Annotated in this window: 26 protein-coding genes and 2 pseudogenes; 16 read left to right on the forward strand and 12 right to left on the reverse strand. The window is 73.6% G+C overall.

The genetic code is table 11. From position 1 onward, the window contains the following. Positions 1-9: 9 nt before the first annotated feature. Complete coding sequence (locus ACIQMJ_RS36425) at positions 10-1,116, reverse strand: polyprenyl synthetase family protein (RefSeq protein WP_499765564.1); 1,107 nt, start codon at positions 1,114-1,116, stop codon at positions 10-12. A 146-nt stretch (positions 1,117-1,262) separates the two neighbouring features. Between ACIQMJ_RS36425 and ACIQMJ_RS36430 the strand changes: the two genes are divergently transcribed. The 4 genes from ACIQMJ_RS36430 to ACIQMJ_RS36445 all read left to right on the forward strand — a co-directional run bounded on the left by ACIQMJ_RS36430 (position 1,263) and on the right by ACIQMJ_RS36445 (position 4,452). Then, positions 1,263-2,189 carry a phytoene/squalene synthase family protein gene (locus tag ACIQMJ_RS36430; protein WP_499765565.1) on the forward strand — a complete coding sequence of 309 codons (927 nt, stop codon included), beginning with the start codon at positions 1,263-1,265 and terminating at the stop codon, positions 2,187-2,189. Between the two features lie 16 nt (positions 2,190-2,205). Continuing rightward, complete coding sequence (locus tag ACIQMJ_RS36435; RefSeq protein WP_499765566.1) at positions 2,206-3,168, forward strand: DUF5914 domain-containing protein; 963 nt, start codon at positions 2,206-2,208, stop codon at positions 3,166-3,168. An 80-nt stretch (positions 3,169-3,248) separates the two neighbouring features. Then, entirely contained in the window at positions 3,249-3,533 is a 285-nt protein-coding gene (locus tag ACIQMJ_RS36440) for a WhiB family transcriptional regulator (protein WP_499765567.1), read from the forward strand. A gap of 10 nt (positions 3,534-3,543) precedes the next feature. Then, positions 3,544-4,452: a MerR family transcriptional regulator gene (locus tag ACIQMJ_RS36445; protein WP_499765568.1), complete on the forward strand. Its 909-nt coding sequence runs from the start codon at positions 3,544-3,546 to the stop codon at positions 4,450-4,452. A gap of 26 nt (positions 4,453-4,478) precedes the next feature. Here the strand turns inward: ACIQMJ_RS36445 and ACIQMJ_RS36450 are convergent, their stop codons facing one another. From ACIQMJ_RS36450 to ACIQMJ_RS36465, 4 genes are read right to left on the reverse strand one after another with little or no spacing between them, the layout of a single operon-like run. Then, complete coding sequence (locus ACIQMJ_RS36450) at positions 4,479-6,005, reverse strand: FAD-dependent oxidoreductase (RefSeq protein ID WP_499765569.1); 1,527 nt, start codon at positions 6,003-6,005, stop codon at positions 4,479-4,481. Next, the gene (locus ACIQMJ_RS36455) at positions 6,002-6,718 is read right to left on the reverse strand and encodes a class I SAM-dependent methyltransferase (RefSeq protein WP_499765570.1); all 717 of its coding nucleotides are present in this window, start codon (positions 6,716-6,718) and stop codon (positions 6,002-6,004) included. Before ACIQMJ_RS36455 ends, ACIQMJ_RS36450 begins: the two co-directional genes overlap by 4 nt. Then, positions 6,696-7,019 (reverse strand): lycopene cyclase domain-containing protein, encoded by a 324-nt coding sequence (locus tag ACIQMJ_RS36460; RefSeq protein WP_499765571.1) that lies wholly within the window; start codon positions 7,017-7,019, stop codon positions 6,696-6,698. The genes ACIQMJ_RS36455 and ACIQMJ_RS36460 overlap by 23 nt, the downstream gene beginning before the upstream one ends. After that, positions 7,012-7,323, reverse strand: a complete 312-nt coding sequence (locus tag ACIQMJ_RS36465) for a lycopene cyclase domain-containing protein (RefSeq protein WP_499765572.1) — start codon at positions 7,321-7,323, stop codon at positions 7,012-7,014. Before ACIQMJ_RS36465 ends, ACIQMJ_RS36460 begins: the two co-directional genes overlap by 8 nt. A 150-nt stretch (positions 7,324-7,473) precedes the next feature. Here ACIQMJ_RS36465 and ACIQMJ_RS36470 point away from each other — a divergent pair. Together ACIQMJ_RS36470 and ACIQMJ_RS36475 are read left to right on the forward strand one after the other, a co-directional pair. After that, positions 7,474-9,973: pseudogene (locus tag ACIQMJ_RS36470) on the forward strand (molybdopterin oxidoreductase family protein). Positions 9,974-9,976: 3 nt separating this feature from the next. Next, on the forward strand, positions 9,977-10,435 hold the full coding sequence (locus ACIQMJ_RS36475) for a hypothetical protein (protein WP_499765573.1): 459 nt from the start codon (positions 9,977-9,979) through the stop codon (positions 10,433-10,435). 4 nt (positions 10,436-10,439) lie between these two features. On the opposite strand, the gene ACIQMJ_RS36480 is transcribed toward ACIQMJ_RS36475, so the two are convergent. Further along, positions 10,440-11,033, reverse strand: coding sequence for a dienelactone hydrolase family protein (locus ACIQMJ_RS36480; protein ID WP_499765574.1), 594 nt, complete (start codon positions 11,031-11,033; stop codon positions 10,440-10,442). A gap of 117 nt (positions 11,034-11,150) precedes the next feature. Between ACIQMJ_RS36480 and ACIQMJ_RS36485 the strand changes: the two genes are divergently transcribed. Then, a complete protein-coding gene (locus ACIQMJ_RS36485) occupies positions 11,151-12,185 on the forward strand; it encodes a radical SAM protein (protein ID WP_499765575.1) in 1,035 nt (344 codons plus the stop codon). 112 nt (positions 12,186-12,297) lie between these two features. After that, a complete protein-coding gene (locus ACIQMJ_RS36490; protein WP_499765576.1) occupies positions 12,298-14,277 on the forward strand; it encodes an endo-1,4-beta-xylanase in 1,980 nt (659 codons plus the stop codon). Positions 14,278-14,281: 4 nt separating this feature from the next. Here ACIQMJ_RS36490 and ACIQMJ_RS36495 read toward each other — a convergent pair whose 3' ends face one another. Further along, positions 14,282-14,800: a hypothetical protein gene (locus ACIQMJ_RS36495; protein WP_499765577.1), complete on the reverse strand. Its 519-nt coding sequence runs from the start codon at positions 14,798-14,800 to the stop codon at positions 14,282-14,284. A gap of 181 nt (positions 14,801-14,981) precedes the next feature. On the opposite strand from ACIQMJ_RS36495, the gene ACIQMJ_RS36500 reads away from it, so the two are divergent. Further along, the gene (locus ACIQMJ_RS36500) at positions 14,982-15,569 is read left to right on the forward strand and encodes a superoxide dismutase (RefSeq protein ID WP_499765578.1); all 588 of its coding nucleotides are present in this window, start codon (positions 14,982-14,984) and stop codon (positions 15,567-15,569) included. 19 nt (positions 15,570-15,588) lie between these two features. On the opposite strand, the gene ACIQMJ_RS36505 is transcribed toward ACIQMJ_RS36500, so the two are convergent. Further along, positions 15,589-15,894, reverse strand: a complete 306-nt coding sequence (locus ACIQMJ_RS36505) for a GNAT family N-acetyltransferase (protein WP_499765579.1) — start codon at positions 15,892-15,894, stop codon at positions 15,589-15,591. A gap of 98 nt (positions 15,895-15,992) precedes the next feature. Between ACIQMJ_RS36505 and ACIQMJ_RS36510 the strand changes: the two genes are divergently transcribed. Further along, positions 15,993-16,676, forward strand: a complete 684-nt coding sequence (locus tag ACIQMJ_RS36510; RefSeq protein WP_499765580.1) for a GNAT family N-acetyltransferase — start codon at positions 15,993-15,995, stop codon at positions 16,674-16,676. Here the strand turns inward: ACIQMJ_RS36510 and ACIQMJ_RS36515 are convergent. Together ACIQMJ_RS36515 and ACIQMJ_RS36520 are read right to left on the reverse strand one after the other, a co-directional pair. After that, a pseudogene (locus ACIQMJ_RS36515) lies at positions 16,634-16,735 on the reverse strand (peptidase S1); the annotation flags it as partial. The gene ACIQMJ_RS36510 and the pseudogene ACIQMJ_RS36515 sit on opposite strands and share 43 nt — an antisense overlap. 170 nt (positions 16,736-16,905) lie before the next feature. Continuing rightward, positions 16,906-18,123: an SGNH/GDSL hydrolase family protein gene (locus ACIQMJ_RS36520; RefSeq protein ID WP_499765581.1), complete on the reverse strand. Its 1,218-nt coding sequence runs from the start codon at positions 18,121-18,123 to the stop codon at positions 16,906-16,908. Between the two features lie 154 nt (positions 18,124-18,277). On the opposite strand from ACIQMJ_RS36520, the gene ACIQMJ_RS36525 reads away from it, so the two are divergent. After that, positions 18,278-18,946, forward strand: coding sequence for a hypothetical protein (locus ACIQMJ_RS36525; protein WP_499765582.1), 669 nt, complete (start codon positions 18,278-18,280; stop codon positions 18,944-18,946). Here the strand turns inward: ACIQMJ_RS36525 and ACIQMJ_RS36530 are convergent. After that, positions 18,937-20,076 carry a glycosyltransferase gene (locus ACIQMJ_RS36530; RefSeq protein WP_499765583.1) on the reverse strand — a complete coding sequence of 380 codons (1,140 nt, stop codon included), beginning with the start codon at positions 20,074-20,076 and terminating at the stop codon, positions 18,937-18,939. The genes ACIQMJ_RS36525 and ACIQMJ_RS36530 overlap by 10 nt on opposite strands. Positions 20,077-20,154: 78 nt before the next feature. Next, positions 20,155-20,625, reverse strand: coding sequence for a MarR family winged helix-turn-helix transcriptional regulator (locus ACIQMJ_RS36535; RefSeq protein WP_499765584.1), 471 nt, complete (start codon positions 20,623-20,625; stop codon positions 20,155-20,157). Positions 20,626-20,699: 74 nt separating this feature from the next. Here ACIQMJ_RS36535 and ACIQMJ_RS36540 point away from each other — a divergent pair, with 74 nt between their 5' ends. The 5 genes from ACIQMJ_RS36540 to ACIQMJ_RS36560 all read left to right on the forward strand — a co-directional run bounded on the left by ACIQMJ_RS36540 (position 20,700) and on the right by ACIQMJ_RS36560 (position 26,849). Next, entirely contained in the window at positions 20,700-22,715 is a 2,016-nt protein-coding gene (locus ACIQMJ_RS36540) for an MMPL family transporter (RefSeq protein ID WP_499765585.1), read from the forward strand. Positions 22,716-22,790: 75 nt separating this feature from the next. Continuing rightward, a complete protein-coding gene (locus ACIQMJ_RS36545) occupies positions 22,791-23,522 on the forward strand; it encodes an SDR family oxidoreductase (RefSeq protein ID WP_499765586.1) in 732 nt (243 codons plus the stop codon). Next, the gene (gene sigJ / locus ACIQMJ_RS36550; protein WP_499765587.1) at positions 23,519-24,412 is read left to right on the forward strand and encodes an RNA polymerase sigma factor SigJ; all 894 of its coding nucleotides are present in this window, start codon (positions 23,519-23,521) and stop codon (positions 24,410-24,412) included. Before ACIQMJ_RS36545 ends, sigJ begins: the two co-directional genes overlap by 4 nt. Positions 24,413-24,466: 54 nt before the next feature. Next, a complete protein-coding gene (locus tag ACIQMJ_RS36555) occupies positions 24,467-24,694 on the forward strand; it encodes a hypothetical protein (protein WP_499765588.1) in 228 nt (75 codons plus the stop codon). Positions 24,695-24,974: 280 nt separating this feature from the next. Next, positions 24,975-26,849, forward strand: a complete 1,875-nt coding sequence (locus ACIQMJ_RS36560) for a pectate lyase-like domain-containing protein (RefSeq protein WP_499765589.1) — start codon at positions 24,975-24,977, stop codon at positions 26,847-26,849. The last annotated feature ends 38 nt before the right edge of the window (positions 26,850-26,887 follow it).

Genomic DNA, 26,887 nt, shown 5'->3' on the forward strand with positions numbered 1-26,887 from the left:
TTCTCCCTCTCAGACGTGACGGTGGACGGCCTTGGCCGCCAGGTCCCTCAGGTGCGCGCGGGCGTCCTCGTCGACGTCCGCGCGGTCCAACGCGGCCAGACCGCTCTCGGTCAGCACGTCGATGTGCTCCTCCACGGCCTTCACCGCGCCGAGGTCGATGAGCGACGCCCGCACGGCGGCAATGGTCTTGTCGGTCACGGGCGCACCGCCCAGGCACCGCGCCAGCAACCGCGCCGCGGCGCGGTCGCCCGCCGCGGTGGCGCGCGCGATGCCGATCGCCATCAACGGGGTGCGCTTGCCCTCGCGCAGGTCCTCGCCCACGGGCTTGCCGGTCACCGCGCTGTCGCCGAACATGCCGATCAGGTCGTCCCGCAACTGGAACGCCACCCCGATGTCGCGGCCGAACACCCGCAGGCACTCCACCACGTCCGCCGGCGCGCCCGCGAGCGCCGCGCCCAGGTGCAGCGGGCGTTCGACGGTGTACGCGGCGGTCTTCAGCGCCGCGACCCGCAGCGCGGCCTCCAGCGAGCCCTCCCGGCGTGCCGTCGCGAGCAGGTCGAGGTGCTGACCGGCCATCATCTCGATCCGCATCTCCTGCCACGGCCGCCAGGCCCGTGCCAGCGCGGCGGCCGGCAGCCCGGCGGTGACGAGCGCGTCGTCGGCCCACGCCAGGGCGAGGTCGCCGACCAGGATCGCGGCGCAGTCGCCGTGGTGGCGCGCGCTGCCGGCCCACCGGGACCGCCGGTGCCGCGCGGCGAACACCTCGTGCGCCGCGGGTCGGCCGCGCCGGGTCGCCGAGCGGTCCATCACGTCGTCGTGCACCAGCGCGCAGCACTGGAGCAGTTCCAACGACACCAGGGCGCGCACGGTGACGTCCGCCGCGTCGCCGTGCACCTGCCCGCCCGCCGCGCGCCAGCCCCACCACGCGAACGCGGGCCGGATGCGCTTGCCGCCGGCCAGGACCAGCGCGCGGACCTCCCCGGCCAGCTCCCGCGCGGCGTCGACCCGAGGGCGGGCGCGGAAGAAGTCGTCCAGCGCGACGGCGAACCGCGACGCGAACTCCGCCGGCGCCGGGGGAGTGGGCGTGCGGGTGTCCATGCCGGCCAACAGCGACATCGTCGCCCCCTCGCGTGTCGAAGAACTCGGTGGGGCGAGCTAAGCAGCGCCACCGGCGCCCCGCACAACGAGCGGCGCTGATCGTGCACGGCACGGCCGGCCGACCTAGCGTGAGGGCAGTGCCGCCACCGGAAGGACTCCCACGCATGTCCGCAGATCGTGAACTGGATGCCGCGGGCATCACCGGGCCGTCGCTGCGCGAGGCGTACCGGCGGTGCCGCGCGCTCAACGCCGAGCACGGCCGGACGTACTTCCTCGCGACGAGGATGCTCGGCGCGGAGCAGCGGCCCGCCGTGCACGCGCTGTACGGGTTCGCCCGCTGGGTCGACGACATCGTGGACGACGTGCACAGTGGACCGGAGAGCAAGGCCGAAGGTCTCGCGGCGGTCGACGTGGCGCTCGCGTCCGCGCTCGACCGGGGCAGGAGCTCCGATCCGGTCCTCATGGCGCTGCTGGACACCACACGGCGCTACGGCATCCCCCACGCCCACTTCCGCGACTTCATGGCGTCGATGCGGATGGACCTCACCGTCACCGACTACGCGACGCGCGCCGAGCTGCTGCGGTACGTCCACGGTTCCGCGGCCGTGATCGGCTTGCAGGTGCTGCCGGTGCTCGGCACGGTCGTGCCGAGACCGGAGGCCGAACCGGCCGCCGCCGCGCTCGGCATCGCCTTCCAGCTCACCAACTTCCTCCGCGACGTCGGCGAGGACCTCGACCGCGGCCGGGTGTACCTGCCCGCCGACGAGCTCGCGGCCTTCGGCGTCGACCGCGACCGGCTGGTGTGGGCGCGAGCCGCCGGCCGGACCGACGACCGGGTGCTGGCGGCGCTGCGCGACCAGGTCGACCAGGCCCGCCGGGTGTACGCGCGGGCCAGGCCGGGCATCGCGATGCTCGCGCCGCGGTCGCGTCCGTGCGTCGGCGCCGCCTACCGGCTCTACGGCCGGATCCTCGACCTGGTCGAGGAAGCGGGCTGCGACGTGCTGTCCCGGCGCGTCGCGGTGTCCCCCGGCAGGCGGCTCGCCGTCGCGCTGCCCGGGTTCGCCAGGGCCGTGCTCGCCCGCACGGCCTGACCACGACAGGAGAGACATGCCGAACCGCCTGCCGCTGCGCAAGTTCACCAGCCCCGCCTGGGCCGAGCAGGAGCCGACGTGGCGCGACGCCAAGCCCGCGCTCATCGAGGCGGCGCTGAAACGCGCGACCGCCCGGCCCTCCGGCAACTGGTTCGTGGTCGGCGCGAGCCGGGACGTGGTGCGCGGCAAGCCGTTCGGCCGCGCGGTCGCCGGGCGCGAGGTGGTGCTGTGGCGCGGGCCGGGCGACGTGCTCCGGGCCGGTCCGGGCGCGTGCCCGCACCTGGGCGCGCCGCTGTGCGACGGCGCGGTCGCGGGCGGCGAGCTGGTCTGCCGCTGGCACGGGCTCGCGCTGGGCGGTGAGCGGTTCGGCGGGTGGAGCCCGTTCCCCGCGCACGACGACGGCGTGCTGGTGTGGGTGCGCCTGGACGACGTGGGCGGGGAGGAACCGCTGCCCGCGCCGGTGCTGCCCGCGCGTCCGCGCGAGGGGGCGCTCGACGCGGTCGCGACGCTGGTGGGCCGGTGCGAGCCCGAGGACGTGATCGCGAACCGGCTCGACCCGTGGCACGGCGCGTGGTTCCACCCGTACTCGTTCGCGAACCTGCGGGTGCTGGAGACGCCGACCGAGGAGCGGGACCGGTTCCTGGTGGAGGTGACGTTCCGGGTGGCGGGCCGGTTCGGCGTGCCGGTCACCGCCGAGTTCGACTGCCCCGAGCCGCGCACGATCGTCATGCGGATCGTGTCGGGCGAGGGGGAGGGCAGCGTGGTCGAGACGCACGCCACACCGCTGGACCGCGGCCGGACGGCGGTCGTCGAGGCGACCATCGCGCAGTCCGACCGGCGCGGGTTCGCGCTGGTCAGGGGGCTGGCACCGGCGGTCCGGCCGGCGATGCGCTGGGCCGCCGCACGGCTGTGGCGCGACGACCTCGCCTATGCCGAGCGCCGGTACGCGCTGCGGTCGAAGGGCGCGTTCCCCGGCTGACCGAGGTCAAGTTGCATCGTTTCTGAGTCGATTTTAAGGTGGAGGTCGTCACGGTCGTCGACCCGCAGAGGACGTGCGCCATGCCCGAGCTCTCCCGCCTGCCCCGCCCCGTCACCGAGTCCTGGGACTGGCAGTTGTCCGGTCTGTGCCGGGGCATGGACAGCACCTACTTCTTCCACACCCCCAACGAGCGGGGCGCCGCGCGCGAGCAGCGGGAGGAGATGGCCAAGGCCATCTGCCGGCGGTGCCCCGTCATGCGGCAGTGCCGCGACCACGCGCTCGAGGTGCACGAGACGTTCGGCATCTGGGGCGGCCTCGGCGAGAGCGAGCTGCGGGCTATGCTCTCCGAACGCGCCAGGAAGTGAGCCGGAGTCGATGAGCTGGACACCCCGCGCGGTCGCGGCGATGCTCGGCATCTCGCCCACCACGCTGCGCACGTGGGACCAGCGGTACGGGCTGGGCCCGACCGACCGCACCGCCGGCGGCCACCGCCGCTACCGGGACGACGAGGTCGACCAGCTCCGGCGCATGGTCGCGCTCACCGCGCAGGGCGTCGCACCGGCGGACGCCGCCCGGCAGGCGCGGGAACCCGGCTCCGAACACCCGCGGCGCGCGGTCGTCGACCTCACCCCGGACGCCGCTCGCGCCGCCCGCCGCGGCGTCCTCACCGCCGCCGACCGGCTCGACGAGCCGCGGGTGCGCCGGCTCGCGGCCGAGCTGATCGCCGGGCACGGCGTGGTGGCCGCGTGGCAGTCGGTGCTGGCGCCGTTCCTGGTCGAGCTGGGCGACCGGGTGTCCCGGCGCGGCACGGGCGTCGAGGTGGAGCACCTGGCCAGCGCGGGCCTGCTGCACGCGCTGCGCGCCGTGCCCTACCCGGAGGGAAACGGCGCGCTGGCCGCGCTGCTGGCGTGCGCACCGGACGAGCAGCACTCCCTGGCACTGGAAGCACTCGGAGCCGCGCTGTCCGAAGAGGACTGCCGGTGGCGCAGCCTGGGCGCTCGGGTGCCGGTGCCCGCGCTGTGCGACGCGCTGGACCGGCTGCGCCCTGCCGTGACCGTGGTCTGGGCCCACCACGCCGACCTCGCCGCCACCGTGCCGCTCGACGACCTGCGCCGCCGCGCCGACACCGTGCTCGTGGCCGCCGGCCCCGGCTGGGATGGCTTCGACCTGCCCGACTCCGTCCGCCGCCCGACCACCCTGTCCGACGCCGTGCGCCTGATCGTCGACCAGGTCCGCGTCCAGCGGTCCCGCCGGTCCGGCTCAAGTGGCTCCGACCGGCCTTAGGCGACACCTGCCGCCGGCGACCGGCCCTAGGGAGTCCGGCCCCACCGGCGGGCCACGGCGCGCAGCACCGGGCCCCGGCCCGCGGTCGGCACGGTCCACAGGTTGGTCCCGGCCACGCCCCACCGGCTCAGCAGGCGGTTCGCGGCGGCGAAGCCCGTGGTGGCGGCACGTTCCATCAGGGCGACCGGCAGGTCGATCCGCACCAGGTCGCCCGCCAGCACCAGGAACTCGTCCGGGGTGCGCACGGTCGGCCGGTGGGCGAAGCCGCCCGCGGGGAACAGCGGGCAGTCGGACCGCAGCTCGTGCCGCTCGTCCACGACACCGGCCCGCTTGGTCTCCGGGTAGACCTCGGTGAGCTGCTCCCACAGCCGCGCGCGGGCGTCCGGCTCGTCGGACGGCAGCGCGTACCCGTGCAGCTCCACCACCGAACCGCCGGTGCGCGCGGCCCACGCCCGGGCCTCGTGCTCGTAGTGGTCGAGCACGCTGACGTTGTCCAGCAGGCCGTACCCGCTCGTGCCGAGGAAGCCCGGCCGGTCCGGGTCGACCGGCCGGTCCAGCCAGTACCGCGACACCAGGAACGGCGGCGCGGTGCGCAGGTCCGCGATCCGCTCGCGCCACGCCGCGTCGCCCAGTTCCGGGGACGCGGCCACGAGCCGGCGCAGGCCCGGCACGTCGGCGGCCAGCACGACGGCGTCCGCGTCGAGCGCGCCACCGGCCACGTCCACCGCGAACCGCGTGGCCGCACCGGGGCGCACCGACCGCACCTCGACGCCCCGGCGCACGTCCGCGCCCAGCTCGGCGAGGTGGCGGGCCAGGGGTTCCCACAGGCCGTGCGGGAACGGGTCGGCCGCCACGTCGAACAGCAGCCCCTCGGCCGAGCCGAGGAAGTAGATGTGGAACATCAGCGCCAGCTCGGCCGCCGACATCCGGCTGGGGTGGGCGAAGAAGCTGCGGGAGAACACCTCGAACGCCAGCGCGTGCGCGGGCTTCGGGAAGCGGATGCGCTCCAGGTACGTCGCCGCGTCGAGGTGGTCCAGCTCCTCGTACACGCGGGGCGCGGACACGTCCAGCAGCGGCAGCGCGGCGCGCGCGTCCACCGACGGCAGGTCGGACCAGCGGAACGTCGGGCTGCGGCGCAGGAACGCCAGCGCGTTCCACGGCAGCGAGGTCGGCAGCCCGGCGAAGCCGTCGCGGTGCCCGCCGGTGTGCCACAGCGGGTAGTCCGGCAACCCGACCAGCGCCGTGCCGCCGGGGTCGACCCGGTCCAGCAACGCGCGCAGGTTGTAGTACTGCCGGAAGAACGCGTGGAAGCCGCGGGTCATGGTGACCTCGCTGCCGTCGGCGAGCGTGGTCGGCCAGCCGCCCACCCGGCCGCCCAGGTGCTGCTCGCGCTCGCACACCACCACCCGCGCGCCGCGCTCGGCGAGGATCGTCGCGGCGGCCAGCCCGGCGATGCCCCCGCCGATCACCACCACCGTCGGCACCGCGTCGTCGAACCGCGCGCGCCCCACGGGTCCCGCGATGCGCACCGCCTTGCGGTCACGTGGCCTCACGAGTGCTCCTGTCCTGGTGCCCGGCCGGTGAAGGTGTGCACGACGCCGAGCTGGAGCCCGGGCACCGGGCGGCTGCGCACGGCGACGAAACCGTTGCGCCGCAGCCGGTCCCGCAGCGCGCTCGCGCCGTCGAACCGCAGCACGCTGCGCCACAGGTAGGTGTAGAGCGAGCGGTCGCGGGTGAGCAGCCACCCGGCCGGCACGACCACCAGCCCGCACATCGCGGTCCAGACGGCCGTGTGCAACGGGGAATCGCGCACGGAGTACTCGTGCAGCACCAGGGGTGCTCCGGGTGTGAGCACCCCGCGGACCGCACGCAGCGCCACGTCGGGATCGGGCAGGTTGCGCACCAGGTAGGCGGCGAACACCGCGTCGAACGGCCCGCGCACGTCCAGGTCCTCGACGCGGCTGTGCGCGAACGTGACGGTGTCCGGCCACGGCTTGGCCCGTGCCCGGGCGAGCATCCCGGCGGACGCGTCGACCGCGACGATCTCGGCCTCCGGCGCGACGGCGAGCAGCGCCGCGGTGGACGCGCCCGTGCCGCAGCCCAGGTCGAGCACGCGCAGCCCGGCGCCGCGGCGCGGCAGGCCGAGCGCCCGCGCGGAGGCCCGCAACGCGCGGTGGTAACCGGGGTTCAGCCCGACCAGCAGGTCGTAGTCCTTCGCCGCGACGTCGAACGACCCGGGCACCTCAGCGGCGGTCAACCGCGCCATCCGCGCTCCTCCTCCGCTCCCACAGCAACAGCACGGCGGTCACCATCGCGAAGCCGTACAGGAAGTCCTCGACGGGGATGTCCCACGGCACCCGCACGCCGCTGATCGCCCACTCCGCGTACAGCACGATCGGCGCGTCGAGCTTGGTCAGCCACCCGTCCACCGGCACCTGGAAGCCGAGCACGATCACCATGGTGATCCAGTAGGCGGGGCGGCGGAACAAGCCGGTGCGCAGGGCGAGGACCTCCAGCAGCACCACCAGCACCGCCGCCGTCACCGCGGCCAGCAGGTACTCAGCCATCGCGCAACATCCGCCGGACGGTCTCGTAGGTCAGCAGCGCGCACAGCGGGATGGCCACGAAGAACAACACCTCTTCGATCGGCAGCACGCCGCCCAGCACCACGCCGGTCGTGCCCTCGTGGTGGAAGCTCCAGTGCCCCCGGACGATGGCCACCACGTCCCACACCACCAGCACCGCCAGCACGGGCAGGACCGCGCGGGCGACGTCGGGCGCGCGGCGGTAGACGCGGCCGAACCACTCCAGCGGTGCGGTGATCAGCAGGCACGCGGCCAACACGGCCAGGTATTCGTACCGGCTCAGCATGGCACCTCCGCGCGTTGGTCTCCCGATGACCGTAAGAGCACGCGTCCCGGTCCGCATGACAGCCGGCACACCACTCGATCGTGTGAGGGTCGGCGGACCGGGGCGGGGGTGGTCGAGACGGGGCGGCGCACCGGGCGGACGGAGGACGGCATGGCCGACCGGATCGCGGACATCTGGGGTGCGCGCACACCGCACGCGCGGGACGCGCCCTGGCCCGTCCGGGTGGACTCCCACCTGGACGACGGCCTGGCGGAGTCGGACGTCGACCGGTGGGTCCAGTCGGCGTGCGTGCTGTGCAGCAACGGCTGCGCCTGCGACATCGCGGTCAAGGACGGCCGGGTGGTCGGCATCCGCGGCCGGGTGGGCGACGTGGTCAACCACGGGCGGCTGGGCCCGAAGGGGCTGTACGGGTCGTGGCGGCGCACCGACGACGACCGGGTGACGCGCCCGCTGGTGCGGCGCGGCGGTGTGCTGGTCGAGACCGACTGGGACACCGCGATGGGGGAGGTGGTGCGCCGGTCGCGCGAGCTGCTGGCCGAGGTGGGGCCGCTGTCGCACGGGTTCTACACCAGCGGGCAGCTGTTCCTGGAGGAGTACTACACGCTCGGCGTGATCGGCAAGGCCGGCATCGGCACACCCCACATGGACGGCAACACCCGGCTGTGCACGGCCACGGCCGCGGCGGCGCTCAAGGAGAGCTTCGGCTCCGACGGCCAGCCAGGCAGCTACCACGACGTCGACTCGTGCGACGCGTTGTTCCTGTTCGGGCACAACGTGGCCGAGACGCAGACGGTGCTGTGGGCGCGGGTGCTGGACCGGCTGCACGGCCCGGACCGGCCGGTGGTCGTCGTGGTCGACCCGCGGCGCACCAAACCCGCCGAGGCGGCGGTGGCGTCCGGGGGAGTGCACCTGGCCCCGCTGCCGGGCACCAACCAGGCGTTGATGAACGGCCTGGTCCGCGAGGTGATCGCGCACGGCTGGGTGGACCACGACTACGTGGCCGCGCACACCCTCGGCTACGACGAGCTGGCCGCGACCGTCGAGCCGTGCACGCCCGAGCGGGTGGCCGACACCTGCGGCGTCGACCCGGACGACCTGCGCCGCGCCGCCCGGATCTTCGGCACGTCCGGGCGCGTGCTGTCCACCGTGCTCCAGGGCTTCTACCAGTCGCACCAGGCCACCGCGGCGTCCTGCCAGGTGAACAACCTGCACCTGCTGCGCGGCCTGATCGGCCGGCCCGGCTGCGGCGTGCTCCAGATGAACGGGCAGCCCACCGCGCAGAACACCCGCGAGTGCGGCGCGGACGGCGACCTGCCCGGCTTCCGCAACTGGGACAACCCCGAGCACGTCGAGCAGCTGGCCCGGCTGTGGAACGTCGACCCGCTGACCATCCCGCACTGGGCGCCGCCGACCCACGCGCTGCAGATCTGGCGCTACGCCGAGCAGGGCTCGATCCGGTTCCTGTGGATCTCCGCGACCAACCCGGCGGTGTCGCTGCCGGAGCTGCCGCGCATCCGGGAGGTCCTGGCCCGCGAGGACCTGTTCGTGGTCGTCCAGGACGGGTTCCGGACCGAGACCGCCGAGTACGCCGACGTGGTGCTGCCCGCCGCGTTGTGGGGGGAGAAGCAGGGCGCGTTCACCAACGCCGGCCGCGTCGTGCACCTGTCGGAGCAGGCGGTCGAGCCGCCCGGCGAGGCGCGCTCCGACCTGGACATCTTCCTGGACTACGCCCGCCGCATGGACTTCCGTGACCGCGACGGCGCGCCGCTGATCACGTGGCGCGACCCGGAGGGCGCGTTCGCGGCGTGGCGGGAGTGCAGCCGGGGCAGGCCGTGCGACTACACCGGCCTGTCCTACGACAAGCTGCGCGGCGGCAGCGGCATACCGTGGCCGTGCGACGACGAGCACCCGGACGGCTGCGATCGGCTGTACGCCGACGGTGTGTTCCCGACTCACCGACGTGTGCGAGGACTACGGCCACGACCTGCTCACCGGCGGCACCACCTCGCCCGAGCGGTACCGGGCGCGACGGCCGGACGGCCGGGCGTTCCTCAGAGCCGCCGAGTACGCGCCGCCGCCGGAGGAGCCGAGCGACGACTACCCGTTCGTGTGCACGACGGGCCGCACGACCTACCACTTCCACACCCGCACGAAGACGGGCCGGTCCCGGCAGCTGCGCCGGGCCGCGCCCGAGCCGTGGGTGGAGCTGTCGCCGCGGGACGCGGAGGCGCTGGGCGTGCGCGAGGGCGACCTGGTGCGCGTGGAGTCGCCGCGGGGCCGGGTCGAGGCACCCGCCCGGGTCGGGCGTGGACGTGACGGCGTGGTGTTCGTGCCGTTCCACTACGGCTACTGGGACACCGACGACGACCGGCACGTGCGCGCGGCCAACGAGCTGACCGCGACCGAGTGGGACCCGGTGTCGAAGCAGCCGCTCTTCGAACTCGCCGCGGTCCGGGTGACCAAGCTGGCCGACGGCGACCGCCCGGCGCCCGCCCCGACCACGACGGCGTCCGCGCCGCACGACCCGGCGGGAGTCCCGGCGACCGAGGGGGAGGACGACGTGCGCGAGGACGTGGCGCCGGTCGACCCGCCCGCGCCGCCGACCCCGGCCCGCACCCCGAACGTGCCGCACCCCGCGCCGAAGGGCTGAACCATGCACCTGGCCACGTACCTCGGTCTGCTGCACACCTCGCTGACCACGCTCGCCGCCGCCTTCCGCGAGGTCGCCCAGGGGCACGGCGAGGAGCCCGACGTGCGGCACACGTGCGAGGTCCTCGCGGGCCGCGTCGACCGCCAGGCGGAGGCGTTGGCGCCGGTCGTGCGGCGCTACGGCGAGCACCGCGAGGACGAGCCCGAGCGCCTGCACGCCGCCGGCCTGGAGTCCACCCGCAGCGGCCCCGTCGGCCTGCTGCGCGACCTCCAGGACCTCTACACGCTGGCTTCCCTGGCCGACATCACGTGGACGGTGGTCGGCCAGGCCGCCCGGGGGCTGCGCGACCGCGAGCTGCTCGACGTCGTGACGTCGTGCGAGCAGGACACCGCCCGTCAGCTCACCTGGCTGCGCACCCGCATCGAGCAGGCCGCTCCGCAGGCGCTCATCGCGGCGCGGTGACCGGTCAGGACGGCCGCGGTCGCGCGGGCGCCGTGCCGACGTGCCGGTGGAACCACCGCGCGGCCGACCGGGTCACCCGGTCGAGCGCTTCGGGCTCGTCCGACAGCCGGGGGACGACCTCGACGTGCCCGGACGGCAACCGGTGCGAGACCCGGTCGTCGCCCTCGCCGACGATGAGCAGGGTCGGCGCGAGCACGCGGGTGAGCGCGTCCCCGGCCAGGTCCGCCTGCCCGCCGCAGGCGACCACGGCGTGCACCGCGGCCGGTCGCTCGGCCGCGACGACGAGCGCGACCGCCGCGTCGACGCCCGAGCCGAACAGGCCGATCGGGTGACCGCCGGTCGTGGGCTGGTCGGACAGCCAGTCCACGACGGCGGCCAGCCTGCCCGCGAGCACCGGAACGTCCGCGTCACCGTCCGGGCGCAGGTCGAGCAGCACGGTGGCCAGGTGCTCGCGCTGGAGCGTCGGGGCCACGTGCCGGTCGGGCGACCCGCCACCGTGCGCGAACACGACCACGCCGCTGCCGCGGGTCGGCATCGAGAGCCGGGCGTCCAGGGGGAGCCCGTCCAGCGGGATCCGCACGTCCTCGTCGATGAACACGAGTCCCGGGTTGCCCCGGGCGACCGGTCGAAACCCGCGGGCGCGGGCGGTGCGCGGAGGTTTGCCCGGACGGCTGCCGGGCAGGTTGGGAGGGGGCACCGGACGAGGAGTGGTCGGATGACGCGGACGGCCGGGTATTCGTTGACGCCGCCGTTGCCGGGCGAGGTGCAGGTGGAGGTCACCGGGGCGTGCAACCTGCGGTGCCGGATGTGCCTGGTGCGGTACGCGCCGGGGCTGGGCCGCGCCGAGGGTGCGTTGTCCTACGAGGACTTCCGGGACCTGGTGGCCGGCCTGCCCGCGCTGACCAGGGTGACGTTGCAGGGCCTGGGCGAGCCGCTGCTGGCGCCGCACCTGCTGGACATGGTCCGCTGCGCCGCCGACCGGGGGATCGAGGTGGGGTTCAACACCAACGCCGTGCTGCTGGACCGGCGGTGGGCGCGCGACCTGATCGGCGCGGGCGCGGCCTGGGTGCACGTCTCGCTGGACGGCGCCACCGCCGCGACCTACGAGGACGTCCGGCACTCGACGACGTTCGCGCCGCGACCGGGCCAGTTCGACCGGGTGGTGGGCAACCTGCGTGCCCTGCTCGCCGAACGCGCCGCCGCCGGCTCGGCGCGGCCGGTGGTGAAGCTGGTGTTCGTGGCTATGCGCCGCAACGTCGCCGAACTGCCCGCCCTGGTGGCGTTGGCGGCCGACCTGGGCGTGGACGAGCTGTGGGTGCAGAACCTCAGCCACTCGTTCAGCGACACCGACCCCGCCGGGCGGTACGCGGCGATCCGCGAGTACGCGGCCCGGGAGAGCCTGGAGACCGATCCCGCGGCGGGCCGGGACGCGTTCGGAGCCGCGCGCGAGGTCGCCGCCGCGCGTGGCCTGCCGATCCGGCTGCCGCGGGTCGAGGAGGCCGCGCCGGTCGACGCGGGCCGGCCGGGGTGCACGTGGCCGTGGGACTCGGCCTACGTCACCCACCGGGGCGAGGTGCAGCCGTGCTGCATGGTGATGGGCAGCGACCGCGCCACGCTCGGCCGGCTGCGCGGGCGCGCGTTCGCCGACGTCTGGCACGGCGAGGCGTACCAGGCGTTCCGCGCGGGCCTGCTGGACCACCGACCGGCCGAGGTGTGCCGGGGCTGCGCGCTGTACCGGGGCACGTTCTGAGGCCGGTTTGGGCTGAACGGGGGCTGGGCGGGGGTCGACCGGGCTGCCTATAGTCCGGGCGAGATGTTCTGGGAGCGCTCCCAGAACACGCCCGACGGAAGAGGGATTCTCGATGAGGAGAGTTCTCGCCGGTGTGCTCGCGACCTCGGTCGTGGCCGGCCTGGTCACGTTGGCGGCGCACGCGAGCCCGCGCGCCGCCGCCGACGAACCCGTGGTCGTCGTCTCCAGCACGTTCGACGACGGCACGGCGCAGGGCTGGACGGCCCGTGCGAGCGAGGTGGTGGCCCCGAGCACCGCCGCGGCCCGCAGCGGCACGCACAGCCTCGCGGTCACCGGTCGCGAGCAGGGCTGGCAGGGCCCGACGCTGAACCTGCTGGAGAAGGTGCAGAAGGGCACCCGCTACGACCTGTCGGTGTGGGTGCGCCTGGCCGCGGGCGAGGCGGCGACGCAGGCCCGCCTGTCCGTCGAGCGCCGCACCGCCGGCACGCCGAGCTACGACCAGGTCGTGGGCGACACCGCGGTCACCGCCAACGGCTGGGTCAACCTGCGCGGCAGCTACACCCTGGCCGCCGACGTCGACTTCCTCTCCACCTACGTCGAGCTGAGCAGCGCCACCGCGTCCCTGCACATCGACGACTTCTCCCTCTCCTACACCCCGCTGCCGCCGATCCAGACCGACATCCCGTCGGTGAAGGACGTGCTGGCCGACCACTTCGCCGTGGGCGCGGCGGTCGGGAACGCCGAGCTGCTCAACAACCACGGGCAACTGCTCGCCAAGCACTTCAACTCGATCACGCCCGGCAACACGTTGAAGTGGGACGCCACCGAGCCCACCGAGGGCGCGTTCCGCTTCACCGACGCGGAGGCCCTGGTCTCCTGGGCGAAGGCCAACGGCGCGGCCGTGCGCGGGCACACGCTGGTGTGGCACCAGCAGACCCCGGCGTGGGTGTTCAAGGACGCGGCGGGCAACGACATGACCGCCACCCCGGAGAACAAGGCGCTGCTGCTGTCCCGGCTGGAGGCGCACATCCGCGGTGTGGTCGGCCACTTCGGCGCGGACGTCCCGGTGTGGGACGTGGTCAACGAGGTCGTCGACGAGAACCAGTCCGACGGCCTGCGCCGCAGCAAGTGGTTCGAGATCACCGGGTTGGACTACCTGCGCACGGCGTTCCGGGTGGCCCGCGAGGTCGCGCCGAACGCCCGGCTGGTGATCAACGACTACAACACCAACGTCCCGGCCAAGCGCGACAAGCTGTACGACCTGGTCGTGAAGCTGCGGGCGGAGGGCGTGCCGATCGACGCCGTGGGCCACCAGATGCACGTCAACGTGCAGTGGCCGTCCTTGGCGGAGACCGAGGCGATGCTCGCCAAGTTCGTGCCGCTGGGCATCGACCAGCAGATCACCGAGATGGACGTCTCGATCTACACCGACAACAGCCAGTCCTACCCGACGCCGCCGGCCGACGTGCTGCTCACCCAGGCATACCGGTACCGGGACTTCTTCGAGCTCTACAAGAAGTACTCGCAGCACATCAGCTCGGTGACGGTGTGGGGCCTGGCGGACGACAACACGTGGCTGGACAGCTTCCCGGTGACCCGCAAGGACCACCCGCTGCTGTTCGACACGCGCTTGCAGGCGAAGGGCGCGTACTGGGGCGTGGTCGACCCGAGCCGGATCACCACGACCACCACCACGACCACCACCACGACCACCACCACGACCACCACCACGACAACCACCACCACGACGACCACGATCGTGCCGCCGGCACCGTGCACGGTGTCGTACACGGTCGGCAGCCAGTGGCAGGGCGGCTTCCAGGGCGAGGTCCGGGTCACCAACCAGAGCACCGCCGCGATCACCCCGTGGACGTTGTACTGGTCGTTCCCCGACGGTCAGCGGATCACCCAGCTGTGGGGCGGGGTGCACGCCCAGGACGGTTCGGCGGTGTCCGTGCGCAACGCGTCGTGGAACAGCACGATCCCGCCGGGCGGCTCGGTGTCGTTCGGGTTCCTCGCGAGCTGGACGGGCAAGAACACCAAGCCGGCCGAGTTCCGGCTGAACGGGGTGGCGCCCTGCCGCAACGGCTGACGCGTCACTCCCCGGTCACCTTGTAGTAGCGCAACGGGGTGTAGGCGTCGGCCGTCCGCGCCGTCCACTTCCGCTCCACCGGTGGCTCGCCGTCGGGGCCGGTCTGCTCGCGCACGACCGGCTCCGACTTCGCGTCGTCGGCCCAGCGCACGAACAGCGCGGCGTGCTGGGGCGCGACGAGGGCGTCACCGGGACGCAGGTCGGCGCGCGGCACCTCGGCGGCGACGTCCCGCAGCGTCGTCGTGGTGCGCGAGTGCGTCAGCCCCCAAGCCAGCGACACGTAGCCGGAGCAGTCCGTGCGGTAGCTGCCGTACTCGTTCTCGTGGCACGCCTGCTGGCTGTACGGCACCCGTGCGTCCAACCAGGACTGCGACCGGGTCAGCGCTTCGGTGCGCGAAATCGCGCGGTCCGCCTCGGTCGTGCCGCACGCGATCAACGCGCCGGGGTCGTCGGCCGCGTGCGCGACCGGGGCCTGGACCACCGCCGTGCAGGCGAGTGCGGCGATCAGGGTGCGGGTGCTCATCGAACCCCCTCGGGTCACGGTGTGCCGCCGCCTCGCGCGGCGGAGTGTCACCAAGGGGTTCCCCGCGTCCCTCGCGACAGCGCTCGAACCACCCGGCCGAGTGGTGTGCCGCGGGCGCGGTTTCCGGCCCGGGCGCGCGGGTAGTCGGGCGGTGATCACAGCGGACGTGGGAGGGACGGGCATGCGCGTCGTCATCGTCGTGGCCGTGCTGTGCGCCGCGGTGGCGTGCGGTGGTGACGCCGGACCGGGTGACGTCAAGTCGTCCGAGGAGGAAGTGGGCACGCGGGAGATCGGCGTGCTCGCGCCCGTCGACGCGGCGGTCACGGCGTTCACCTACGACCAGGACGCCGCGCCGCCCGGCGCGGAGCTGGAGCTGGAGGTGATCGCGGGCGACGACGCGACGACCGTGCGGCTGTCGGCCGACCTGCTGCAACCCGACCGCGGTTACGCCGCGCACGCGCACACCGACCCGTGCGGCAAGAAGGGCACCGACGCCGGTCCCCACTACCAGCACGAGGTCGACCCCGCCGCGACGCCCGAGCGGCCTTCGGTCGACCCGGCCTACGCCAACCCGCGCAACGAGATCTGGCTGGAGCTGAAGACCGACGCGCAGGGCAACGGCACGGCCGAGACGACCGTGCCCTTCACCTTCGGCGACCGCACGCCCGCGTCGATCGTGCTGCACGAGCACCCGACCACGGAGACCGAGCAGGGCCGGGCGGGCAGCGCGGGCGGCCGGATCGCCTGCTTCACGGCGCCGTTCCGCTGAGGGGGCGCGTTCCGCCCGGTCAGTCGACGGCGGTCGTCTTCGGGGTGCGGTAGATGACGTCCACGTACTCCCGGTGCCGCTCGATGAAGCCCTTGATGAACGGGCACAGCGGCAGCACGGGCAGCTCCCACGCGCGGGCCTGGTCGAGCGCGGCGCGGGCCAGCGCGCTGCCGACGCCCTTGCCCTCGAACGCGGGGTCGACCTCGGTGTGGGTGAACACGATCAGGTCGGGGGTGCGGATGTAGACCGCCTTGCCCGCCGGCGTGCCGTCCACCACGGCCTCGAAGTGCTTCAGATCGGGAACGTCGTGCACCTCGATGGCCATGGCGCGATCCTCGCACAGCGCCGACCGCCCGGCGCGCCCCCGTCCCGCGTACGGGAAATCGGTACACCCGCGCGACGCCGATCGGGCACCCTGGCGTGATGGGGTATGCCGTGCGGGAGTACGTCGCCGAGGACGAACCGTCGTGGCTGCGGTGCCGGGTGCTGGCGTTCCTCGGCACGGCGTTCTACGACGACGTGGTGCAGGCGAAGCCGAGGGTGCCGGGCGTGGAGCTGGTGGCGGTGGACGGCGGGCTCGTCGTCGGCATCCTCGACCTGGCCGTGGCCGTCGAGCCGGCCGCGGTCGAGACGGCCACCATCGAGACGATCGCCGTCCACCCGGACCACCAGCACCGGGGGATCGGCGGCGCGCTGCTGTCCCGGGCGCGAGCTCGGGCTCGGGCCCTCGGCGCGACGACGCTGGACGCGTGGACCCGGGACGACCCGCCGACGTTGCGCTGGTACCGCGCCATGGGCTTCCAGGAGAGCGACCACTACCTGCACGTGATCGCGGACCACCGCGCGTCGGCCGACGAGCCGGCGCGCGCCGTCGTGGCACGACCCGGGCTGCGGGTGGCGAAGGCGTACCTGCACGCGGACCTGGCCGACGAGGCGCGGCTGCGGCGGGAGTTCGGGCGGGTGCACGTCTGCCGCCGGTTCGCGCTGCCGTTGCGCGGTGAGCTCGGTCGGCGTGGCGATGACGTCGACCATCGCGCCATTGCGCAGGACGGTCACCGGCGGCGGTCGTCCGGCAGGGGCGCGGGCGCGCCGACCACGCCGAGGTAGCCCCGCCGCACCCGGCCCTCGACGGTCGGCGAACACCGCCGTGCCGTCCCGGCCGCCGGCCACGTGCGGCGTGACCGACTTCGCCACCGCGACCACGGCCTGCGAGTACGCGTCCAGCGCATCCGTCATCGCCTCCCGATCACACGACCACACCGTCCACCGTGCGCTCGCGGGGGCCGTGCCGTCCGGGGCGTTCGCCGACAGCGGACCCGCCCCGGACGACCTCGGGTCAGCGGCCCAGCAGCATCGCCAGGTCGATCGCGTTCGCCATGGCCTCGGTGCCCGCGTCGTTCGGGTGCAGGTGGTCACCGCTGTCGTAGGCCGGGTTCAGCGTGGCCGGGTCGCCCGGCACTGCGGTCGCGGCGGCGAAGTCCACCACGCCGTCGAACTCGCCGGACGTGCGGATCCAGTCGTTGAGCGCACGCCAGGTCGCCTCGCGCTCCTCGGTCCAGATGAACGACCCCTTGAACGGCAGGATCGTGCCGCCGTAGACCTCCACGCCCTTGGCGCGGGCCTGCGCGATCACCTCGCGGTGCCCGGCGATCAGGTCGGCGGCCGACGCGCTGTAGCCGATGTCGTTGACCGCCTCCAGCAGGATCATCGCCTTGACGCCGGTCTGCGACAGCACGTCGCGCTGCACCCGCGTCACGCCCGCGACACCCCAGTACGGCTCGTCCCGGTCGGCGATGAGCCGATTGCCGCCCAAGCCCGCGTTCACCACGGACAGCGTGCGGCCCGGCACCGCGTTCAGCCGCCGGGCCAGGAAGTCCGGCCAGCGGCGGTTGGCGTTGCCGGTGGTGCTGGCCGTGTCGGTGATCGAGTCGCCGAACGCGACCACCGCGCCCGCGACCCGCCGCGCCGGCGCGACGTCCACGCCGTTGACGACCATCCAGCACGGCGTGTCCCGGAAACCGCCCGACAGCACGCCGGTCCGGTCGCCGGGTGCCAGGTAGTTGCCCTGCGCGGTGAACGGGTGGTTGGTGAGCGGGCCGGTGGCCTCGGGCACGTAGGCGCTCACCAGCAGGGTGGACAGCGCCTCGACGTCCAACCGGACCGGGTCGCTGAACAGCTCCCGACCGGGCGGCACGGTGACCGACGGCCTGCCCTTGAACGTCAACGCGCGCAACGTCCCGGGCACGGCCGCGTCACCCTCGGCCTGCACGGCGACCGTCGCCCGGCCGACCCGGAGCGGCGTCGTGCCGAACGCGTTGGTCACCCGGACGCGCACCGACTCGCCGCCCGCGCTGAGGAACACCACGTTGCGCACGGTCTGGTCGCGCAGCCCTTCACCCGCCGGGCAGTCGCTCCACGGGATCACGCTGCCCACCACGGGACTCGCCGCCCAGCCGGCCACCCAGGGCCTGCCGTGCGCGGTCGCGGTCGACGGCAGCACCGCCGTCGCCACGAGCGCGGCCAGCAGGGCCAGCTTCCCCACGTGTCTTGCCATGAAGGTCTCCCAACGCCGGTCGTCTTTGGTGGCGTCGCCGACGGTGGCAGCGGTCAAATTAACCGGTCAAGCACACCACGACGAGCGGCGCGATAGTTGCGATGAGTGGCGCGGCTTACGTGTTAAGCACGGGTGGGTCCGGGTGGTCGCACCGATGCGCGACGCCACCGGCCCGGCCGAGACTGGCGGCATGGACTCGGTGCGGATCTACGACATCATGGCGTGCAACGTCTACTGGGACTTCGACGGTTCCGACCTGCCGCGCGAGCAGCACAAGTTCCTGGTGTCCTTCCACCCGACCGACACGCCGACGCCGGAGCTGGTCGAGTCGATCGTGGCCACCGGTCCGGGCGGCTACCGGGTCGAGTTCGCCGACGAGCCCTTCACCCAGCGCAACCTCAACGGGCACATCCACGACTCCGCCCTGGGCTTCCACTGGTACATGGTCAACCTGCCGACCGGGTACCTGCCCGAGGGCGAGTACACGATCGAGGTCACCGCCAAGGACGGCGCGGTGACCCGCCGGTCGCGGGTGCAGCGGCAGGAGTCGACCGACCGGATCGTGCCGGTCTACCGGGAGCACCGGGCCAGGCTCCTCGACTCCTTCACCCCGTCGCGCACCGCGGAACCGCGGCGAGGTCACCCTCCCGGTGACGCTGGAGCCGGGGAAGTCCTACGGCTACTTCGTCGAGATCACCGACGGCAACGCGCAGCGCGACGCCGACCTGTGCGTGTTCCAGCCGCACCAGTTCTTCACCGTGCCCGCCTGACCGCGACCCCGGGTGACCCGGTCAGGCGGGGGCGTGGGTGGGATCAGGCGTAGTCGGGCAGGGTGCCGGCCACGTCGTGCGGCGACGGCATGGCGGCGACCTCGGCGGCGATCCCGCGCGCCGCGTCCCGCACGGCGTCGTCGGCGAGCAGGCGCCGCGCCTGGGCGGTGATCGCCTGGGCGGTCACGTCCGCGCCGAGCAGCTGCGCGCCGAGCCCCGCCCCGGCCACCACGTTGGCGTTGCTGAACTGGTCGGCGCCCTGCGGCAGGACCAGCTGCGGCACGCCCGCGCCGAACGTGCCCAGCGTCGTGCCGCTGCCGCCGTGGTGCACGACGAGGTCCACGTGCGGCAGCAGGTCGGCCTGCGGCACCCACGGCACCACGACGACGTTGTCCGGCAGGTCGCCGAGCGCGTCGGCGTCGACCGTCGGCCCGGCGGCCACGAGCACCTTGGCGTCCACCGGGGCCAGGCCCGCGATGGCCGTGCGCAGCACGCCGACCTCGCCGAACGCCGTGCCCAGCGTGAGGTACACCAGCGGCTCGCGGTGGTCGAGCACCCACCGGGGCAGCTCGCCCGGCTCGGCGAACGGCACCGGCCGCAGCGGGACCCGGTCCCGCGCCGCGGCCAGGAACTCCGGGTCCTGCACCGACGGCGGGCAGATGTCGAGGTACGGGTTGCCCAACGTCATCAGGTCGTCGTCGGGCAGCGCGACGCCGAGGTCTGCGGCGACCGCCTCCAGGTGGCCCTGCGCGATGTCGGTGAGCTCGTTGGCCCGCCACATCCGCCCGAACGAGTGACACAGGGCGGGCACGCCGGCGATCTTCGCGGCCAGGCCCGCGCCGGGGTTGGCGAACTCGTGCACGACCAGGTCGGGCTTGCGGTCGGCGATGACCGGCGCGACGTCCGCGGCGAAGCGGCGGGGCAGCACCGAGCCGAAGACGTACGAGATGAGCTCCGGCCCGACGTCCTGCGCCTGGTGCACGTCGGCACCCGCCTCGGCGGCTGCCGCGCGCATGTCCAGGCCGCCGGGCACGTGCTCGATGCCGTGCCGGGCCAGGGCGTTCGCGAACAGCTCGCCGGTGACGTAGGTGACGTCGTGGCCCAGTTCGCGGGCGGCGATCGCGAGCGGCAGCAGGGGGTAGGTGTGTCCGTGTGAGCCGAGGCTCGAGAAGAGGATTCGCACTGGTTCGAGCGTAACCAGAATTTTTCTACGCCGGGTGAATTTTGTCCGTTCGGGGCGCATCCCGAAACGAGGTGAAGATCACTTCGGGTCCGGTCGTGCCGCCAGGTCCGCCCGCACGGCCGCGGTCGCGTCGATGCTCGCGGCCAGGAACCGGGCGATCACCTCCTTGTCGGCGGCGCCGAACCGCTCCCACGCCCGGCGGTAAGCCTCGTCGAGCGGTTCGAAGAAGCCGCGACCCAGCTCCAGCGCCTTGTCGGACACGCGCAGCTCGACCTTGCGCCGGTCGTGCGGGTGGCGTGCCCGCTCGACGTGCCCGGACGCCTCCAGCCGGTCGAGCACGGACGTGGTCGCGGACGCGCTCAGGTGCAGCGCCTCGGCCAGCCGGGTGGGTGACATCGACGCGCCGCTCCACCGTGCGTCCATGATCACGGCGAGCGCGTTGAGGTCGGTGCGGTGCATCCTCTGCTTCTCGCCGAAGATCTCGGCGAAGCGGTCCGTTTCGACCGTGAGCTGCCGGAGCAACCTGACCAGGGCCGAGTGGTCGGCCATGAACCCTCCCGTTATCATTTCGACGGTCGAACTATTGGATCGTCGAACTATGTCGTCTCGGAGGTCATTCTCCCGTGCACCCGCCCGCGTCCCGCACCCGCTGGTTGCTGCCCGCCCTCGTCGCGGTCGCGTGGCTGGCCCTCGGTGGCTTCTCCGGCCCGTTCGCGGGCAAGCTCAGCGAGGTCGCGGTCAACGACAGCACCGCGTTCCTGCCCTCCTCCGCCGAGGCGACGGAGGTCTCCGAGCGGGTCAAGGCGTTCGGCGAAGCCCGCGGCCTGCCCGCGATCGTGGTCGCCGAACGCGAATCCGGGCTGACCCAGGCCGACCGCGACTACCTGGGCGGCCGGGGCTTCGCGGGCGAGGCGTCACCGGTGATCCCGTCGCCGCGCGACGACCGGGCCGCGCAGGTCGTCATCGCCGTCGACCCGGCCGACCCCGCGGGCGCGGTGGAGGACATCCGGGAGAAGGTGGCCGACCCGCCCGACGGGCTCACCGTGCTGGTGACCGGGCCCGCCGCGCAGGTCGCCGACCTGAAGGAGGCGTTCGGCGGCATCGACGGCCTGCTGCTGCTGGTCGCGGGCGCGGTCGTCGCGGTGATCCTCGTGCTGGTCTACCGCAGCCCGCTGCTGCCGCTGGTGGTGCTGCTGTCCGGCGTGTTCGCGCTCGGGCTGGCCAGCCTCGCGGTCTACCTGCTCGCCGACGGTGACGTGATCGACCTCAACGGGCAGAGCCAGGGCATCCTGTTCATCCTGGTGTTCGGCGCGGCCACCGACTACGCGCTGCTGCTGGTGTCGCGGTTCCGCGAGGAGCTGCGCGACACCGAGGACCGCTACGCCGCGATGCGGGTGGCGTGGCGGGCCACCGTCGAGCCGATCGCCGCGTCGGCGGGCACGGTCGTGCTCGGCGTGCTGTGCCTGCTGTTCAGCGACCTCAACTCGAACAAGGGCCTCGGCCCCGTGGCCGCGATCGGGATCGGCGCGGCGCTGCTGGCCTCGGTGACGTTCCTGCCGGCGGTGCTGGTGCTGCTCGGCCGGTCGGCGTTCTGGCCGCTGCGGCCGAAGCTTGGCTCCCCGCACCCGGAGGCGAGCGGGCTGTGGGCGCGGGTCGCCCGGATGATCTCCGCCCGGCCGCGCGCGACGTGGGTCGTCACGGCGCTGGTGCTGCTCGTGGGTGTCGCGTTCGTGCCGCAGCTCAAGGCGTCCGGCACGGCCCAGTCGGACGTGTTCCTCACCGAGGTCGACTCGGTGGCCGGGCAGGAGGTGCTGTCGCGGCACTTCCCCGGCGGCAGCGGCGCGCCGACGATCGTGCTCGCGCGGGCGGGGCAGGCCGAAGCGGTGGCGCGGGCGGCCGACGTGGACGGCGTGTCGGACGTGCGGCCGTCGGGCGAGGCCGAGGGGTTGGTGCGGCTCGACGTCGTGCTGGAGGACCCGGCCGACTCGGAGGCGGCGCTGGCGACCGTGCAGCGGCTGCGGGAGGCGGTCCGCGCGGTGCCGGACGCGGACGCCAAGGTCGGCGGGCCCACCGCCACCCAGCTGGACACGCAGACCACGTCCGAGCGCGACCGGCTGGTGATCATCCCGATCGTGCTGCTGGTGATCTTCCTGGTGCTGGCGCTGCTGCTGCGCTCGCTGCTGGCGCCGTTGCTGCTGATCGCCACGGTGGTGCTGTCGTTCGCCGCGACCATGGGCGTGGCGGCGCTGGTGTTCAACGGCCTGTTCGACTTCCCGGGGGCCGACCCGGTGGTGCCGCTGTTCGGGTTCGTGTTCCTGGTCGCGCTGGGGATCGACTACAACATCTTCCTGATGACGCGGGTGCGCGAGGAGTCCGCCGAGCTGGGCACGCGGGAAGGGGTGCTGCGCGGGTTGACCATCACCGGCGGCGTGATCACGTCGGCCGGGGTGGTGCTCGCGGCGACGTTCTCGGCGCTGGCGGTGCTGCCGATCCTGTTCCTCGCGCAGATCGCGTTCATCGTGGCGTTCGGCGTGCTGCTGGACACGTTCGTGGTGCGGTCGCTGCTGGTGCCCGCGCTGGCCGTGGACGTGGGCCGGCGCATCTGGTGGCCGTCGCGGCTGGCCCGGGGGCGTGACTGACCCGGCGGTGTCACAGTTCGCGCCGCACGATCGTCCCGATCTCGACAGCGGTTCGACGGGACACGGGGACGGACGATGAAGATCGCGGTTGCGGGCGGCACGGGCGCGGCGGGACGACGGGTGGTCGAGCAGGTGCGGCGGACCGGGCACGAGCCGGTCGTGCTCAGCCGCGCCGACGGGGTCGACCTGCTCACCGGCGCGGGGTTGGCCGAGGCGCTGGCCGGCGCCGAGGCGGTGATCGACGTGACCAACCCGCCGGACTGGCGCAGCCCGGAGGCGGTGGAGCGGTTCTTCACCGAGGGCACCGGGCACCTGGTCGAGGCTTCGGCGCGGGCCGGTGCCCGGCACCTGGTGGTGCTGTCGATCGTCGGCTCGGACGTGGTGGACCTGGGTTACTACCTGGGCAAGCGGCGGCAGGAGGCGGTGGTGGCGGCCGGACCCGTGCCGTGGACCGCGCTGCGGGCGACGCAGTTCTTCGAGTTCGCCGCGCAGGTGCTGGCGGGTGCCCCCGGACCGGTGGTCCAGGTGCCGCCGATGCTGTCGCAGCCGGTGTCGACCGCGGACGTGGCGGCCCGGCTGGTGGAGCTCGCCGCGGGCGAGCCGCAGGGCCTGACCCTGCCGATCGCCGGTCCGGAGCGGATGCGGGTGGTCGACATGGCACGGCGGCTCGTGGCCCGGCGGGGTGACGCGCTGGAGGTCGAGGAGGCGGGGGAGGGGCCGGCCGGGCTGTCCACCGGCGCGCTCTGCCCGCGGGGCGGGTACACGCAGGGCGAGGGGACCTTCGCCGAGTACCTGGACGCCGTGTGACCGCTCGCGCCGACCGGCTCGCCGACCTGGCCGTCGAGTACACCCGGATCCGGCCGAGGCTGGTCGGCATCGCCTACTCGCTGATCGGCACGGTGGCCGAGGCGCAGGACGTGGTGTCGGACTGCTGGCTGCGGCTGGCCGAGGCCGACGAGCGGCAGGCCGTGCGCGACGTCGAGGCGTGGGCGGTGGTGGCGGTGGCGCGGCGGGCGCTGGACGTGCTGCGGTCGGCGCGGGTGCAGCGGGAGGAGTACGTGGGGCCTTGGCTGCCCGAGCCGCTCGTGGCGGTCGGCTCGGAGGACCCGGCGGACCGGGTGACGCTGGCCGACGAGGTGAGCTTCGCGCTGATGGTGGTGCTGGAGACCCTCAGCCCGGCCGAGCGCACCGCGTGGGTGCTGCACGAGGTGTTCGGCGTGCCGTTCCCGGAGATCGCCACCGTCGTCGGCCGCAGCGCCGCCGCCGTGCGGCAACTGGCCGTGCGGGCGCGGGCGCACGTGGCGGCGGGGACACCGCGAACCGCTGTCGGGTCCGCCGAGCACGCTCGGGCCGTCGCGGCGTTCCTGAGGGCCGTCGGCCAGGGCGACCTGCGCGGTTTGCTGGCCGTGCTCGACCCGGACGTGGTCCTGACCAGCGACGGCGGTGGCGGTCCGGGCGCGGCCCGGCGGCCGGTGCTGGGCGCGGACCGGGTGGCCCGGTTCCTGGTGGGGGTGCGCCTCAAGATGCCCGCCGACCAACGCCTCGTGCCGCTGGCGGTGAACGGGGGGCCGGGTTTCGCGGTGCTGCTCGGCTCGGCCACCCGGTTCGTCTGCTCGTTCAGCCTCCACGACGGACGGGTCAGGCGGGTGGACATCGTCGTCGCGCCGGCCAAACTGCCCCGCGAACTGACCGTCTGACCACCAACCCCCGACGACAGCCCCCACCCACCTCCCGCCCTCGTCACCGCGCCCGTGGCCTCCGCCGACGCGATCGACTGCATCGACTTCCTCTACTGGAGGCACTTCGACGGCCTCATCATCAGCCACGCGTGCGTGCTCGGCGAAGAAGGCAACCTGCAAGCCTGCGAGTCCACCCTCACCTGGATGAACGTCATGCCGGCCGAAGTCGTCGAAGAAGCCTGCAAGCTGGCGGCCCGACCACCCGTGCGACCGTCAGCCCAGGTCGAGCAGGTGGGCTGACGGGCGACGGATCGCTCGGTCCACGGCGCGGCGATGGGGTGATCCGCGTGCGAGAGGGCGCTGAGGGTGTGTCGATCCACTATCAGTGACCAACGCACCGCGCAGGGGAGCCGCGCGCGCTTTTCCCGGTCGTACCGGTACGAAATCGTCGACACCGGGCATGGCGCTCGACCGGATCGTGAAGTAGAAATAGCCAACTCCACATCGCCAACGCCTGACCTCGTCGAACGTGAGAGAGCGCTCTCTCCGACGGTGGTCCGGCGTCACTACCCCCGAAGGCATGTCAATGACGATCATGCGCCACGCCAGGCGTGAGAGCGCTCCCGCGAAGCCGCGCCGGGTGTTCGTGCTCGGTCTCGCCCTGGCCGCCGCCACCACCGCCGCGGCGCCCGCCGTGCACGCCGACCCGCCTCGGCGCACGCAGGACCTCGGCGTCCAGGTGCGGGTGTTCGACCCGTCCACTCCGGTCGCCGAGATCCAGGCCGCGCTCGACGCCACGCACGCCGCCCAGGTCGACAACGAGATGGGCACCCAGCGCTACGCCTACCTGTTCAAGCCCGGCCACTACGGCACGGCCGAGCAGCCGTTGCAGCTCAAGGTCGGCTACTACACCGAGATCGCGGGCCTCGGCGCGTCGCCCACCGACGTGGTGATCAACGGCAAGGTCGAGGTCTACAACCGCTGCCTCGCCGACGGCGGCACGTCCAACTGCCTCGCCCTGGTCAACTTCTGGCGCACCCTGGGCAACCTCACCATCAACATCGACGGCAAGGGCCAGGACGGCTGCCGCGCCGGCGCGAACTTCTGGGCCGTCTCCCAGGCCGTCTCGCTGCGCCGCCTCAACGTCACCAGCGGCACGTTCACGCTGATGGACTACTGCACCGCCGGCCCGCAGTACGCCAGCGGCGGCTTCATCGCCGACTCGCGGCTGCCGTCGGTCGTCAACGGCTCGCAGCAGCAGTGGCTGACCCGCAACAGCGAGTTGGGCAGTTGGTCCAACGGCGTGTGGAACCAGGTGTTCTCCGGCGTCACGGGCGCGCCCGACGACGCGGCGTTCCCCAACCCGCCGTACACCACGCTCGACACCACCCCGGTGAGCCGCGAGAAGCCCTACCTGTTCGTGGACGACAAGGGCCGCTACAACGTCCGCGTGCCGTCCGCCCGGCGGAACACCAGCGGTGTGTCGTGGGCGAACGGCGTGACGCCGGGCCGCACGATCCCGCTGTCGGACTTCTTCGTCGCCAAGCCCGGCGACTCGGTGCGCGACATCAACAACCAGCTCGCCCGCGGCAAGCACCTGCTGCTCACGCCGGGCGTGTACGACATCGCCCGCAGCATCGAGGTCAAGCGCGCGAACACGGTCGTGCTCGGCCTCGGGCACGCCACGTTGACCGCCGTGCACGGCTCCACCCCGCTGGACGTCGCGGACGTGCCGGGCGTCGTCATCGCCGGCGTCACGGTCGACGCGGGCACCGAGCTGTCCCCGGTGCTGCTGCGCGTCGGCAAGGAGCACGGCAACCGGCCGACCGACCCGGCGAACCCGACCACGCTGTCCGACGTCTACTTCCGCGTCGGCGGGCCGCACGTGGGCAAGGTCGACACCGCGCTGGAGGTCAACAGCGACCACGTGCTCATCGACCACACCTGGGTGTGGCGGGCCGACCACGGCGTCGAGGGCTTCACCGACACGCAGCGCTGGAACACCAACACCGGCCTCACCGGCGTGGTCGTCAACGGTGACGACGTGACCGCGACCGGCCTGTTCGTCGAGCACTTCCAGCGCCACAACACGGTGTGGAACGGCGAGCGCGGCACGGTCGTGCTGTACCAGAACGAGCTGCCCTACGACCCGCCCACGCAGGCGGACTGGATGAAGGGCGACGTCGAGGGCTGGGCCGGCTACAAGGTCGGCGACCACGTGCGCACGCACACCCTGCACGGCGGTGGCGTGTACGTGTTCAACCAGAACAACCCGTCGATCCACACCGAGAACGGCTTCGAGGTCCCGGAGACGCCGGGCGTGAAGCTGCACCACATCATGACGGTCAACCTCAGCGCGGGCGTCGTCGACCACGTCGTCAACGGCGTGGGCGGCCCGGCCGACATGACCAACGTGGGCGCTCCGGTCTACGTGGCGGAGTACCCGGCTCCGTGAGCCCGACGCGGTGCCCGACCTCCGCGCTCGGGGGTCGG

The sequence above is a fragment of the Actinosynnema sp. NPDC091369 genome, from assembly GCF_044757065.1.
GTDB lineage: Bacteria > Actinomycetota > Actinomycetes > Mycobacteriales > Pseudonocardiaceae > Actinosynnema.